The organism is Curtobacterium sp. C2H10 (assembly GCF_025407985.1).
GTDB lineage: Bacteria > Actinomycetota > Actinomycetes > Actinomycetales > Microbacteriaceae > Curtobacterium.
Genome location: NZ_JABXGF010000002.1, coordinates 43,117 through 56,781, shown reverse-complemented (window position 1 = coordinate 56,781; position 13,665 = coordinate 43,117). Strand labels below are relative to the sequence as shown.

The 13,665-nt window shown below is 67.8% G+C and carries 10 protein-coding genes; 7 read left to right on the top strand and 3 right to left on the bottom strand.

What is annotated here, in order from left to right:
• Window positions 1-155 precede the first annotated feature (155 nt).
• Window positions 156-4,655 (top strand): RHS repeat-associated core domain-containing protein, encoded by a 4,500-nt coding sequence (locus HWD93_RS01445; protein ID WP_261645817.1) that lies wholly within the window; start codon window positions 156-158, stop codon window positions 4,653-4,655.
• A gap of 200 nt (window positions 4,656-4,855) precedes the next feature.
• Window positions 4,856-5,188: a hypothetical protein gene (locus HWD93_RS01440; RefSeq protein WP_261645816.1), complete on the top strand. Its 333-nt coding sequence runs from the start codon at window positions 4,856-4,858 to the stop codon at window positions 5,186-5,188.
• A gap of 466 nt (window positions 5,189-5,654) precedes the next feature.
• Here the strand turns inward: HWD93_RS01440 and HWD93_RS01435 are convergent, their stop codons facing one another.
• Complete coding sequence (locus tag HWD93_RS01435; protein WP_261645815.1) at window positions 5,655-5,927, bottom strand: hypothetical protein; 273 nt, start codon at window positions 5,925-5,927, stop codon at window positions 5,655-5,657.
• Here HWD93_RS01435 and HWD93_RS01430 point away from each other — a divergent pair.
• The gene (locus HWD93_RS01430; RefSeq protein ID WP_261645814.1) at window positions 5,926-6,714 is read left to right on the top strand and encodes an RHS repeat-associated core domain-containing protein; all 789 of its coding nucleotides are present in this window, start codon (window positions 5,926-5,928) and stop codon (window positions 6,712-6,714) included. The genes HWD93_RS01435 and HWD93_RS01430 overlap by 2 nt on opposite strands.
• Before the next feature lie 484 nt (window positions 6,715-7,198).
• Window positions 7,199-7,399, top strand: coding sequence for a hypothetical protein (locus HWD93_RS01425; protein ID WP_261645813.1), 201 nt, complete (start codon window positions 7,199-7,201; stop codon window positions 7,397-7,399).
• A gap of 126 nt (window positions 7,400-7,525) precedes the next feature.
• Here HWD93_RS01425 and HWD93_RS01420 read toward each other — a convergent pair whose 3' ends face one another.
• Complete coding sequence (locus tag HWD93_RS01420; RefSeq protein WP_071302235.1) at window positions 7,526-8,629, bottom strand: Gfo/Idh/MocA family protein; 1,104 nt, start codon at window positions 8,627-8,629, stop codon at window positions 7,526-7,528.
• Window positions 8,626-9,426, bottom strand: coding sequence for a sugar phosphate isomerase/epimerase (locus HWD93_RS01415; RefSeq protein ID WP_175473648.1), 801 nt, complete (start codon window positions 9,424-9,426; stop codon window positions 8,626-8,628). The genes HWD93_RS01420 and HWD93_RS01415 overlap by 4 nt, the downstream gene beginning before the upstream one ends.
• Before the next feature lie 257 nt (window positions 9,427-9,683).
• Here HWD93_RS01415 and HWD93_RS01410 point away from each other — a divergent pair, with 257 nt between their 5' ends.
• From HWD93_RS01410 to HWD93_RS01400, 3 genes are all read left to right on the top strand, one after another.
• On the top strand, window positions 9,684-10,979 hold the full coding sequence (locus HWD93_RS01410; RefSeq protein ID WP_071294300.1) for an MFS transporter: 1,296 nt from the start codon (window positions 9,684-9,686) through the stop codon (window positions 10,977-10,979).
• 4 nt (window positions 10,980-10,983) lie between these two features.
• Window positions 10,984-12,192, top strand: coding sequence for an MFS transporter (locus tag HWD93_RS01405; RefSeq protein WP_261645812.1), 1,209 nt, complete (start codon window positions 10,984-10,986; stop codon window positions 12,190-12,192).
• 86 nt (window positions 12,193-12,278) lie between these two features.
• Window positions 12,279-13,601 carry a carboxylesterase family protein gene (locus tag HWD93_RS01400; protein ID WP_261645811.1) on the top strand — a complete coding sequence of 441 codons (1,323 nt, stop codon included), beginning with the start codon at window positions 12,279-12,281 and terminating at the stop codon, window positions 13,599-13,601.
• The last annotated feature ends 64 nt before the right edge of the window (window positions 13,602-13,665 follow it).

Sequence of the window (13,665 nt, the reverse complement as noted above, 5' to 3'; positions counted from 1 at the left end):
CCCCCTGTAGCGGGGGAGCAGTGGTGAGGGATGCTCCGTAGCGTGCTGTGTGGTTGCACAGTGCCGTCATGGGGGCGGATTCGCTGGTGGTGACCTGTTGAGGGGTTCTGCGCGTGTTCGCGACGTCGCCGTTGTCTGTTCGTTCTCGTTGGGTCGTGCTGGCCGTCGTCACGTTGGTGGCGCTGCTGGGGTCGTTGTTGGCGGTGGTCTCGCCACCTGCTCCGGCGCAGGCGGTCGCGACGGGTACGGGTGGGCAGTTCGTGCCGTTGCCGACCAACGCCAGGATCTTCGACGGCGCCACGCCTGCCGGGTCGTCGACGACGGTGCCGGTCGCCGGGGTGAAGGGGATCCCCGCTGACGGTGTCGGCGCGATCAGTGTGCTGGCGACGGTCGCGGACGCGAACGGCACCGGGCAGCTGAAGGGTCGAGCGGAGTCGAGCGACGGGCCGACGCTGCTGATGATCTACGGCAGCGGAGTGGCGGGGAACACGTCGAACACGTCGTTGCTCGCGGTCGGGGACGACGGATCCATCCGGATCGACACGACGACTGCGCAGTCGCGGGTGATCCTGGACGTGACCGGCTACTACACGTCCACGGCGAACGGTGTCGGCGCTGGCGGGTTCGTTCCGCTGTCCGGGACCCGGATCGCGAACACGGCGGACGGCACGAACGTGCGGCAGGGTGCCCTGTCGGGTGGGGACGGCATCACGTTCCAGGTCACCGGCAAGGGTGGCGTTCCGACGAACGCGGCCGCGGTCGCGGTCAGTGTCGTGGTGCAGAACACCGGCGGTGGGGCCGGGTGGGTGCGTCCGTCGCCGTCCGATGGGCCGAAGAGCACGGGGTCGTTGAACTACCCGTCGACGAAGCTGACCACGGCGATGAGCGCGCAGGTCGCTGTCGGCTCCGATGGGAAGATCACGATCGACAACGCTCCCGACGGTGGCACGGTGCAGATCCAGGTCGACGTGCAGGGGTACTTCGTCCCCAGCAATCCGGGTGGCGGGTTCACTCCGGGAACGGGCCGAATCGTCGACACCCGCACGTCCTCGAGCGTCGGGGCGAATGCGTCGGTCGCGGTGCAGGTCGCGGGAGTTGCTGGCATCGGGACGGTCGAGGGTGGCCTGTCGGCGGTCGCGGTGACGGTCACGGCGATCCACTCGGGCACGACCGGCGGGTACGCGAAGGCATGGGCGGACGGTTCCTCCGAGCCCACCGGGGCGGTCATCGGGTACGCGCCGACGTCGTCGATCCGGACGACGACGGCGATCCTGCCCGTGGGGTCGAACGGGAAGGTGCGGATCCAGAACGTTTCCTCGGGGACCACGGACTTCGTGCTCGACCTGCAGGGCACCTACAACTGGCTGCCGGGCGGACCCGTGTCGACGAACGTCACCGGGCAGCGGACGTCCGCGACGACGTTGCCGTTCCCGATCTCGGACCAGACCAACGCGAGCGTCGACGTCGGCACGGGCAACCTGCTCGTCACCACGAGTGCGCTGACCCTGCCGGGTGTGACGCAGAGCACGACGATCGGTGCTGCGTACAACTCGCGGTCGACGACGACGGCGAACAGCAACACGATGGAAGCGAACCGGTGGCAGTACGCCCTCGCTGGTGCCGGGGACCTGTCGGCGAACGCTGCGGGTGTGGTCTACACGGACGCGGTCGGGACGGCGTGGCAGTTCAAGCCCACCGGGACCGCTGGTGCGTTCACGTCCCCGCCAGGCCTGCAGATGACGTTGGCGCGGGTCGCGAACGCGGACACGCGGGAGTACACGCTGACGTCGTGGACGACGAACCAGGTCATCCACTTCACCCTCGGCGGCCAGCCCAAGTCGGTCAACGACCGCAACGGCAACCAGGTCAGCTTCAACGTGGCGGCGGACAAGTTCTCGCTCGGCACCCTGGTCTCCACTGCCGGCACCGATGGCGCGAAGACGGCGAACGTGTCGTACGCGAACGGGAAGACGACGTTCACGCAGACGTCCGGCTCGTCGTCGCGGAGCGTTTCGTGGACGAAGAACGCCGCGGGTGACATCACGACGTACACGGACGCGACCGGTGCGACGACCACGTTCGGGTACACGAGCGGGGACCTCACCTCGATCACCGCACCGACCGGCGGGGTGACCTCGTTCACGTACGACTCCACCAAGCGGGTCACGAAGGTGTCGCAGGCGAACACCACCGCCGGGTCCCCGGGGACCGCGGTGACCCGCTTCGCGTACACGGACGGTGACACTACCCAGGTCGCCGACCCCCGCTCGAACCAGTCGCAGCCCGTCGCGACCGCGGACCACACCACGTACACGCTGAACGCCGGGGACCTCGTTACGAAGGCTGTCGACGCGGCGGGGCGTGAACGGTCCAAGACGTACAACTCGGCGAACAACGGCACAGCCACCTCGACCGTCGGGAAGGCTGATGGGTCGGGCGAGCTGCCGGCATCGACGTCGTCGAACGAGTACGGCAAGAACCAGAGCCAGTCGCTCACACAGACCTCGAGCAGCTCCGGCTCGAAGTCGAATGCCGCGTACGACGCATCCGGCGCGTCGGCGAAGTACCTCCCGTCCTCCACCACGGACTCCTCGAGCAACACCACCTCGTTCACCTACGACGGTCCGGGGAACCAGACCTCGACCGGCACCGGCACGGGTCCGGAAGCTGCCGAGGCGAAGCTCGAGTACAACAAGAAGGACGTCGACAAGTACGCCTGGGGTGCGGTGAAGTCCGCTACCGCTCCGGGCAACACGGTCAAGACGACGTACGGCTACGACCAGTACAACCAGCTGTTCACAATCGACGCGCCGGCGAACACGGTCGGGCAGCAGAAGTACGCCTACGACGCGTTCGGCCGCGTCTCGTCCCACACCGACGGTGGCGGCGGTGCCACGTCGTACACGTACGACAACGACGACCGGCTCCTGACGACCACGTTCGCCGACAGTGCTCTGACGGTGACGAACACGTACGACGGCAACGGCAACCAGCTCACCCAGCAGTCCGCGACCGGGACCATCACGAACACGTTCGACCAACGCAACCGGCTCATCTCCACGGTCAACACCGCCGGCGGCGGAACCGTGTCCTACGGGTACGACCTCGCGGGAAACACGGTCCGCGTCACCGACCAGCACGGTGACGTCACGCACAGCTACGACCCGTCGAACGTGCTCACCGCGACCACGTACCCGACCGATGCCGGAACGGCGAAGCAGATCTACCTCACCGATGACCACGGCCGCCGCACCGACACCTGGCTCGGCGCATCGAGCGCCGCAACGCCTGGTGTGAAGCCGGCGTCGTGGCAGGGCCATCAGCACATCGACTACGACTCCTCCGGCACGGTCACCCGTGTCCGCGCCTGGGCCGGCGACAACGACGCCACCCCGGTCGTGAACACCCTCTACTGCTACATCGCTGGCGCCGCCACCAGCAGCGACTGCGCAGCGGACAAGGCCAACGACCGCGACAAGCTGCAGTGGTCCCGCAACGACCTGCCCGGCAGCGGGCAGAAGACGACGTCGTACACGTACGACTCGAACAGCCGCCTCACCAAGGCTGCGCAGGCCGGAGGCGCGACGAACACGACGTGGGCGTACACGTACGACGCGGCGGGGAACCGGCTCACCGCGAAGCAGACCGGTGACAGCACGAGCTCGCAGACGTTGACGTACAACGCGGTCGGGCAGATCACCTCGGCCGGGTACGCGTACGACGGGGTCGGGAACCTCACCGCAGCACCGGGTGAGACCTTCACGTACAACGATGCGCAGCAGCTGACCGCATCGACGAAGAACGGTGTCACGACCCGGTACGAGTACGCCGGTGCCGACATGACCAAGCTCCTCAAGCAGTCCACGGACGGGGGAGCGGAGTACGACTACACATATGGCAAGGGCATCACATCCCGCACCGTCGCCGGCACAGGCACGGCGTCGGTGATCAGCGACCCGACGACAGGGCAGCCGATGGACCTGCAAACCACCGACGGTGTCACGAGCATGTGGGTCATCGACGGCATCGGGAACCCGGCGGCAGCGATCGCCGACACCGGCAACACTGCTTACACGGTTTCCTACGACCCTTACGGGGCGGAGACCGTCAACGGCGGCTCGAGCGCTCAGTGGCAGCAGAACCCGTACGGGTTCAAGGCCGGGCTCCGCTCGTCCAGCACCGACAACGGGCTTACGAAGTTCGGGTACCGGTGGCAGACCACCGCGACCGGCGGATGGATCCAGCGCGACACCCTCGACGCACCCCTCAGCCCCACCAACGCCAACCGATACGCGTATGCCGGCGACGACCCTATCAACAGCAGCGACCCAACCGGTCGAAGCACGTTCGGGAACGCGCTGGGCATCGCAAGTACGGCACTCGCGATTGGCGGTCTTGCGGCAACCGCCACCGGGGTCGGGGGTCCGGCTGGTCTCATCCTCGGCGGCTTGAGTTCGGTCGCGAATACCTGGTCAATTGCGGAGAACGGTGGGTCGGCAAGCGAGGTAGCTGGGGCAGCCGTCCTCGGTACGGCATCGCTGGGGTTCGGTGTTGTCGCAAGCCCGGCTGTGCTCAACGTCGGGAGGACAGCGAGCACCGTAGCCTCAGGTATTTACGGCGGGATTGAGATGGCGCAAAGCGCCGCAGTTAGCTAACAAAGGGAAGAGTAATCGATGGGCGCATCAGTGTTGCCATGGCTACCATGGGTCATGGTCCCTATTATCGTTGCAGCGATCGTGTACGCAGCGGCATCTAGTCGAAAAAACAAGTGAATCCGGTAAAAATTGGCTTCTCGCTGAAAGTGCGAATTGCCATTTCGATAATTTTCGGTTCCTTATTACTGTTCGCTGCCGTCGTGAGCTTCTTCGACATCCGAGCGATGTTGCTCGTAGGCGTATCTGCTGCTCTTTGGTGGCGAATATTGTCACTCAAAGTGACCTTCTTCCCGACAGAGATGATCATCACAGGCTTCTTTTCTCAGAAGCGGGTAAACTATCGCAATGCCGTCGGCATTGAGGATGGCGCAAAACTAATCTACCTTCAGGCGGGTCGTCGGAAAAAGGCGATAATAGCGCTCGCGCTAGGCTACTCCACCCCAGACGACAGAACCCCGGACGGTCGGATGAAGCGAGAGATAATCTCAACGTTTGACGACTGGAAGCGTGGCGCGTCAAGTCGCCCCGCATAGGTTCGGCCCCGCGTCCTCCGTTTTCGACAGTGTCGTAGGCAGCTTTGTCCCGTGAGGGCCTCGACTTTCTTGCTCGCGAGCGCTACCATTGTGGGCATTGGTGCGATAGTGGCGTTATTTCTAGCCCCGAATTCAAGAACTGGTTTTTCCTGTTCGAGATGATCGTGATCGGGCTAATCGTGACTGCTGTTATTCTTCACCATCAACCACCTCGGCAGGGTTAGCATCGACCCCCGTTACTTTCTTCGTGCCCGTCGTGGACTGATGCTTGAGGGACATCGTGTCCCTGCTTCCGTTTCGATGGGGTTGGCTGCCCGCGTTGCGACTCTGTCGAGGCGGACAGAGGAGGGAGGTCGCTCTGGACGGCGGGCGAGCACAGCCGGAGCAAGCTGCTTGAGGCGCCCGGCGCCGGGCAGAAGACGACGTCGTACACGTACGACTCGAACAGCCGCCTCAGCAAGGCCGCTCAGGCTGGCGGTGCGACGAACACGACGTGGGCGTACACGTACGACGCGGCGGGGAACCGGCTCACCGCGAAGCAGACCGGTGACAGCACGAGCTCGCAGACGTTGACGTACAACGCGGTCGGGCAGATCACCTCGGCCGGGTACGCGTACGACGGGGTCGGGAACCTCACCGCGGCACCGGGTGCGACGTTCACGTACAACGACGCGCAGCAGTTGACGGCGTCGACGAAGACCGGCGTCACGACCCGGTACGAGTACGCCGGCGCCGACATGAACAAGCTCCTCAAGCAGTCCACGGACGGGGGCGCGGAGTACGACTACACGTATGGCACCACCGACCAGCACGGCGTCCCCGTGATCACCAGCCGCACCATCGCCGGCACCGGGACGGCGTCCGTGATCAGCGACCCGACCACCGGACAGCCGATGGACCTGCAAACCACCGACACTGTCACGAGCATGTGGGTCATCGACGGGATCGGGAACCCCGCAGCAGCGATCGCGGACACCGGAAACACCGCCTACACCGTCAGCTATGACCCCTACGGCGCGGAAACGGTTCGGGGCGGCACCAGCGCGCAGTGGCTGCAGAACCCGTACGGGTTCAAGGTCGGGCTCCGCTCGTCCAGCTCCGACAACGGGCTGACGAAGTTCGGGTACCGGTGGCAGTCCAACCTCACCGGCGGCTGGCTCCAACGCGACACCCTCGACGCACCCCTCAGTCCCACCAACGCCAACCGATACGCATACGCCGGCGATGACCCCATCAACGGGGCCGATCCGGTTGGCCGATTCAGCGCTGACACGCAGGGAGCAATCTTGGGAGGGCTTACGACACTCTTTGTTGGGGCAGTTGGCTGCACTCTGGGCCCAATTGGTTGTGCCGCGGGAGCTTATGTCGGGGGCATCCTCGGGTCTGGAATTGGCTCTGCGCAGACTGCCTACGTAAACGGCGAAGACACGCAATCCGCCTTCTTTACAGGGATCAAGACCGGGTTGGTGAGTGCATTGGTACCCGGTATCGGAGGCGCGCTTTACGGTGGAGTGAAGTACGCATGACCAAGAAAATCGCCCTGCGTGCCTTCAGCGCTGTACTGGCCGCCATAGCAATTGCAATTCTAATTGGGCTCCTGATTTCAATTGGGAGTTCTGACGTCCCAATCTTTCTCGTGATGGCCCTGGCGGCAGTTTCCTTTGGGGTCGCTTCGGTAACGGTGTGGCGACGATCAAGTCAGGATCCGGACAGACGTCGACAATAAAGCATGCGGGTCATTGACGGCATCGGGAACGCTGCAGCGGAGATCACGGGTACCGGCGACACCAGCCGGGTCCGCCACGAGGAGCGGTGTCCGGATCACCGACACTCGTGCACGGCTCGACGACCTCGTGATCCGGTAGGGTCGACGGATGAACCCGGGTGGAGGGATGCCCTTCGGTGTCTGGATCGTCATCGTGGGAGCGCTGGTTGCGGTCGGTGGAGCTCTCGCGATCTTCCGAGGTCGCCGCAGATGAACATCTGTTGCGACACAGATCGGGCTGTGGCATGAAGATCCTGCTGATCACGATGTTCGTCGTGGGCGCAGTGCCGTTCGCAGCAGGCGTCGTCTACTGCGGTATCAACTTCCGTCCGGGGCGCGAGTTCCCGCCGCGGAAGTGGCCGATGCTTGTGATGGTCATCGGGTTCTTGCTCGCCGCCGCCGCTGTACTCACAGGGATGGCGACGAGCGGACCTGGCCTTGCGTAGCGTTCCGCGAGCGGCTCGCGACCGCAGGCCGTAGCCGACGCACCGGAGCCGTACCGCGCCTCCTGGCTCCCCCGTACGCAGAACGGCCGGCCCCTGTCGGAGCCGGCCGTCCTGCGGAGCGGGAACCTACGCGGTGAGCACCGCAGCCGACGGATCGAAGTCCTCCGGCAGCGGCGGGACACGGTCCACCGTCGACGTGATGTCGACCGCGGAACCCGACGCCGCCGCGTCGCGGATGCCGAGCAGCACGTCGAGGACGTGCAGCGCGACCGCGCCCGAGGCACGCTCGGGACGGTCCTCGGCGATGGCGCGCGCGAGCTCGACGACCCCGGTGCCACGACCCCAGGTGGAGCCGATCGCCTCGAGGGTCTCGGGTTCCTCCTGGCCGTAGCGCCAGAGCTGCGACGAGCCCTCGAACGTGTTCGGGTCCGGCAGCGAGATCGTGCCGAGCGTGCCGTTGATCTCGACGAAGCCCATGCGCGGCAGCGCGTGCTGGAACGAGAACGTCGACTGGGCGGACTGCCCGCCGGCGAACTCGATCAGGGCGGCGTGGTGCGTGGGGACCTCGACCGGGAACGTCTCGCCGGCGCGGGGGCCGGACGCGATCGTGCGACGGTCGAGCGACTTCGAGGACACGGCCTGCACGCGGCTGGCGGTGCCGAACGCGTGCACGAGGGTCGTCACGTAGTACGGGCCCATGTCGAACAGGGGACCGGCGCCCTCGGCGAACAGGAAGTCCGGGTTCGGGTGCCACGCCTCGGGTCCGGGCACGTGGAACAGCGTCGTCGCGGTCAGCGGCTCGCCGATGTCACCGCGGGCGATGGCACGGAGCGCCGTCTGGATGCCCGCGCCGAGCACGGTGTCCGGCGCGGTCGCGACCCGGAGTCCCTTCGACGCAGCGGAGGCGAGCACCGCGGCGGCCGACTCGTGGTCGGTCGCGATCGGCTTCTCGCTCCACACGTGCTTGCCGGCGTCGATGATCTGCTGGTCGACCTCGGCGTGGGCCGCCGGGATCGTCAGGTTGATCACGATGCTGATGTCGTCGCGTGCGAGGAGCTCCTCGACCGAGCCGGACGCGCCGACCCCGTACTCCGCTGCCTGGGCCGCTGCGCGGTCGAGCAGCACGTCGGCGACGAACCGGACCTCGACGTCGGCGAACTTGGTCAGGTTCTCCAGGTACTGCGTGGAGATGTTGCCGGCACCGATGATGCCGATCCCGACACGGGTCACTTGTCGTTGTCCTTCAGCCAGGCGAGGGACTCGGTGATGCCCTCGAAGACGTCGCCGGAGTACGCGTCGAACTCGACGACGCGGATGGCCTGCGGCGCCGCGGCGAGGATGGCCGGGACGTCGACGTCGCCCTGACCGGCGGGGGTCTGGTTCTCGAAGGCACGCTGCAGCGCCTCGGGGACGACGAGTGCGCTCTCGGACGAGGGCAGCGCGGTGAGGATGTCGCCGTCGACCTTGCCGTCCTTGACGTGGATCGCGACGACGCGGTCGCCGAGCGACTTCAGGACGGCGGGGGCGTCGGCGCCACCGACGGTCGCCCAGAAGGTGTCGAGCTCGAGCACCGTCTCCGGGCTGATCTGCGAGACGAAGTGGTCGTAGACCGTGCGGCCGTCGACCTTGTTCGTGAACTCCCACTGGTGGTTGTGGTATCCGAACTTGAGGCCGCGCGAGGCTGCCTCGGCGGTGAGGACGTTGACGCGCTCGGCGATCTTCGCGACATCGTCGGCGGTCTGCCAGCGGTCGGTGGGGATGAACGGGTCGATGACGGTCTGGATGCCGAGGCGCTCGGCCGCGTCCCAGATCGGGGCGGTGTCCTCGGCGTCGATCACGGCGACGTGGCCGGACGGGGCCTTCAGGCCGGTGGCGGCGAAGGCGCGCTCGAGGTCCGCGGCACGCTCGACGAACGCGTAGGGCTCGACGTTCTCGTACCCGATCTCGGCGACACGGGCGATCGCCTTGTCGAGGTCTTCCGCGATGGCGTCGCGCAGCGAGTACAGCTGCACAGAGGTGGTGGGCATTGCGTGAGGCTCCTTCGGTCCTGACTGGGTGTCGCGGCACCGGGTGTCGCAGCACCGGGTGTCGCAGTCCGTCGAGGAGCGATGCTCCACGGCGAGATCGATGACGACGCTACCCCAAAAACCACCCGGTGTGTAGTTTTTGCTGCGCTCCGTGACGCACGCTGCTGCATGAACGACACCTGTCGATGTATGCTCAGCCAGTCAAAACCGTGCGCAAGACGGTTTTGGACGGCGAAGCATCGACTCAAGGAGGCGTCATGAGCACACCCGAACCCGGCAGCCCGGCACTGCTGAACCCCGAAGAGGGCATCACGCAGCCGGTCAGCACGATGCGGGTGGGCATCGGCTACCAGATCGCGCTGTTCCTCGGACAGTTCGGCCTCTTCGTCGCGCTCATGGCACCGGTCTACGTGAGCATGCAGCTCAAGGCGCAGGCCCTGGTCGGGGACGACGCCGCGAACGTCATTGGCTCCGTCCTGCCGATCGGTGCGTTCGGCGCGCTCATCATGAACCCCCTGGCCGGCGCGCTGTCCGACCGCACCCGCACCCGCTGGGGCCGGCGTCGTCCATGGCTCATGAGCGGTGTCGTCGTCTTCGCGATCGCACTCGCCTGGATCGCCTACGCACCCGACGTGCTCAACCTGACGCTCGCGTGGCTGCTCGCCCAGCTCGCCGCCAACGCGACCCTCGCCACCCTGCTGGCGAGCTTCGCCGACAACGTCCCGCAGCTCCAGCGCGGCCGGTCGTCGAGCATCATCGCGCTCGCGCAGAACCTCGCCGTGCTCGCCGGCACCTACCTGTCGGTGTTCTTCGTCGCGAACCTGCCCGTGCTGTTCATCGCGCCCGGCATCCTGGCGATCATCCTCGTCGCCGTCTACGCGGTCGTCGCCCGGGACGAGCTGCCGACGTACACGCTCAAGAAGTTCACGTTCCTCAACCTCATCTCGTCGTTCTGGACGAACCCGATCAAGAACCCGGACTTCGCGTTCGCGTGGTGGTCGCGCTTCCTGATCATCCTCGCGACGTTCATGTTCACGACGTACCGGCTGCTCTACATGCAGGAGCACATCGGCATCGAGGACGCGAAGCAGGCCACCGAGGCCGTCGCGTTCGGCGTGCTGCTCTACACGATCGCGCTCCTGGTCAGCGCGGCGCTCTCGGGGTGGGCGTCCGACAAGCTGGGTCGCCGCAAGGTGTTCGTCGGCGGCTCGACGGCCCTCTTCGCGGTGGGCCTCGTCGTCCTCGCGCACGCCGAGACCGTGAACGGCTTCTACGTCGCCGAGGTCATCATGGGCTTCGCGTACGGGATCTACTCCGCGATCGACACCGCACTCGTCGTCGACGTGCTCCCGAACGCCGACCGTCCGGGCAAGGACCTCGGCGTCATCAACATCGCGAACGCGCTGCCCCAGTCACTCGCGCCGGCGATCTCGCTCTTCTTCCTGTCCATCGGCAGCTCGCACGCCGACAACTACGTCCTCATGTGCTGGGCCGCGGGTGTCGTCGCACTCCTCGGCGCCCTTGTGGTGATCCCCATCAAGCGGGTTCGATAGCCGGATGCACCAGCTCGGGGTCGACGAGGACCGCAGACAGCTCGCCGGGTGGCGGAACGCCATCGTCATCGCCTTCGCGATCGGTGGGGTGAGCCTCGCTGCGTGGGGTCCGCGGCTGCCCGAGCTCCGGCTCGAGCTCGGTGTGGACGTCGGGACCATCGGGCTCATGCTCGGCGGGGTCACGATCGGGTCCATCGGCGGCCTGCTCAGCGCGGCCCCGCTGCTGCGCCGACTCGGCGGGCGCCGGGCGCTCACCGCGGTGGTCGTGCTGGTCCCGGTCGCGATCGCCGTCATCGGGACGGCAGCCGCGCTCCACTCCGTCCCGCTGGCAGCGGTCGGGTTCGTGGTCGCGGGGGCGGGCATCGGCTCGCTGGACGTGATGGCGAACGTCGAGGGCACGGCGATCGAGGCGCTCGCCGGTCGCACGCTGCTCCCGCTGATGCACGCGGCCTGGTCGGGAGGCGCGGCCCTCGGCGCCGGGATCGCCGCCCTCTGCGCGTGGCTCGGCATCACCCCGTCGGCGCAGCTCCTCGGTGAGGCCGTCGTCATCCTCGTGGTCGGTGTGCTCGCGATGCGGGGCATCCCGGACGGCACCCGTGCCGAGGAACACGACACGACGCTCACCTCCCGGCAGCGACTCCGGCAGTGGGCACGAGGGTGGGCGGACGTCCGACTGCTCCTCATCGGGGTGGTCATGCTCGGCGTCGAACTCGGTGAGGGCTCGGCGAACAACTGGCTCGCCCTCGCCACCACCGACGGTCACGGGCAGACCGCCGCCGTCGGTGCGCTGTTCTTCACGGTGTTCGCCGTCTCCGAGGCGGCCACCCGCGTCTTCGCCGGACCCGTCGTGGACCGGCTCGGTCGAGTGCGGACCGTGCGGTGGACGACCGCGCTCGGCATCGTCGGCGCCGTGCTCTTCATCGTCGGCGGGAGCTGGTGGCTCACGCTCGTGGGCGTCGTGCTCTGGGCGGTCGGCGTCTCCATGGGCTTCCCGCTCGGGATGTCGGCGGCGGCGCAGAGTGGCCCGAACCCGGCGGCCCGTGTCAGCGTGGTCGCCTCGATCGGGTACTTCGCGAACTTCGCGGGTCCGCCCGTCATCGGTGCGATCGCGGAGCACGTCGGCGCGCTGAGCGCGCTCTGGCTGGTGGCGGTGCTGTTCGTCGCGGCGTTCGCCGCGTCCGGCTCGTTGCGGCCCGTCGTGCGCCGCGAGTGACGGAGGGACTGCGGGACGGGAGGCGCGGTGCGGGCCCGCACCGTCCCTCCAGGCCGTCCACTGGTCACGCTGGCTAGCGTGGACGGATGCTCGACGCCGCCTCGCTGACCTGGGACCCACCTGCCGGACGCATCACCGGCGTCGCGGACGGGAGTGTCGTCCGAGCCCTCGGCATCCCCTACGCCCGCGCCGAGCGCTTCGCGGTCCCGGAGCCGGTCCCCGCGTTCGCCCAGCCGTTCCCGGCGACCACCCCGTCGCCCGTGGCGCCGCAGTCGCAGGCGACCTTCGTCGACCAGCTGCTCCACCCGGTGGCGGGCCTCGTCGTCGACGAGCACTGCCAGCGGCTGTCGATCACGGTGCCCGCCGACGCCCGGCCGGGCGAGCGGCTGCCCGTCATCGTCTGGATCCACGGCGGCTCCTACGTCATCGGCGGCGGTGACCTGCCGATCTACGACGCGCGCGACCTCGTCACGGAGCAGCGGGTCGTGTTCGTCTCGGTGACGTTCCGGCTCGGTGTGCTCGGGTTCCTCGGCGACGGGGAGACCGTCCCGGCGAACCTCGGGCTGCTCGACCTCGTCGAGGCGCTGCGGTGGGTGCAGGCGAACATCGCGGCCTTCGGTGGTGACCCGGACCTCGTCACCGTGGCTGGGCAGTCCGCCGGGGGCGACGCCGCGGCCCACCTCATGATCAGCGACGGAGCAGCCGGCCTCTTCCGGCGGGTGATCGTCCAGAGTGCACCGCTCGGGCTGTCGCGGGGTCGGGCGCGGATGAACCGGGCGATGGTCCGGGCCGTCGGGGCCGTGCTCCCGGACACCCCGCTCGACGAGGTGCTCGATCGCCAGGCCCTCGGCAGCCGCGCCGCTGCGCCCTTCGGGTTGCCCGGAGGCATGCCCTACGGCACCCAGTACGGGTTCGCGCCGCTCCCCGCCGAGCGTGACACCGGGCAGGCCTGGCGCGACGCGGCTCCGGACGTCGACGTCCTGATCGGCTCCGGTGCGGACGAGACCGCGATGTACGTGCCGCTGATCCCCGGGCTGCGATCACTCGCCCGGGTGCGAGCCGTGCGACCGCTGTTGCGCTGGCTGCTCGTGCGCCCGCTGTCCGAGGTCATCTACGGGCGGGACGTCCGTCGGTTCGCCGCGCGGCACCGGGCCGCCGGTGGTCGGGCGACCTCGTACCGGCTGCACCGCGGCGTGACCGTGCAGCCGACCGGGGCCGTGCACATGAGCGACCTGCCGCTGCTGCTCGGCGGTCGCGAGGCCTGGGCCGGCTCGCGCTTCGTGCCGCAGCGGGACTGGCCCGAGGTCGAGCGGCGCGGGCGGGCCTTCCGGGCGATCTGGGCGGAGTTCGCGCGGACCGGTCGGGTCACCGCGGCGGACGACGAGACGCTGACGTTCGACCGGGGCTGACGGGGCGCCGGGTACCTGCCCCTCTGGCTGGGCTGGCGCGGTGCGCCTGGTACCACCCCTGAAC